This is a genomic window from Blautia sp. DFI.3.45, from assembly GCF_020593505.1.
Lineage (GTDB): Bacteria > Bacillota > Clostridia > Lachnospirales > Lachnospiraceae > Blautia_A > Blautia_A wexlerae.
In genome coordinates this window covers 1-296 of record NZ_JAJDMI010000211.1, presented here as the reverse complement: position 1 = coordinate 296, position 296 = coordinate 1, and the positions used below count along the sequence as shown (strand labels likewise).

Here is a 296-nt window from a genome sequence, read left to right as displayed (position 1 = left end):
TCTTTTCACTGAGAATCTTCTCGAAAATCCGGTCTCCAAGCTGTTTTATTTTGGTAACAAGAAATCCTCCATTCATTTCCATACAAAAGCTCCTATATAGTAGTTTATTAAAAACATACTATATAGGAGCTTTATTGTCAACAGTTTATATGTCTTAATAGGTAAATTCCGTTTTTTTTCAATTCTCCAAACTGGAATTTATATAATTATTCCTCTAACTTTCCCCATTTTACAGGCCTTTCCGCCTGTCCATTAGTGAAATGATATGTAGTTTCCCTTATTTTTGCCCTTATGAG

Annotated in this window: 1 pseudogene; it reads right to left on the bottom strand. The window is 32.4% G+C overall.

Features of this window, described 5'->3' with window-relative positions:
- Positions 1-82 (bottom strand): annotated as a pseudogene (locus tag LJE09_RS17640) (MarR family transcriptional regulator); the annotation flags it as partial.
- Positions 83-296 lie beyond the last annotated feature (214 nt).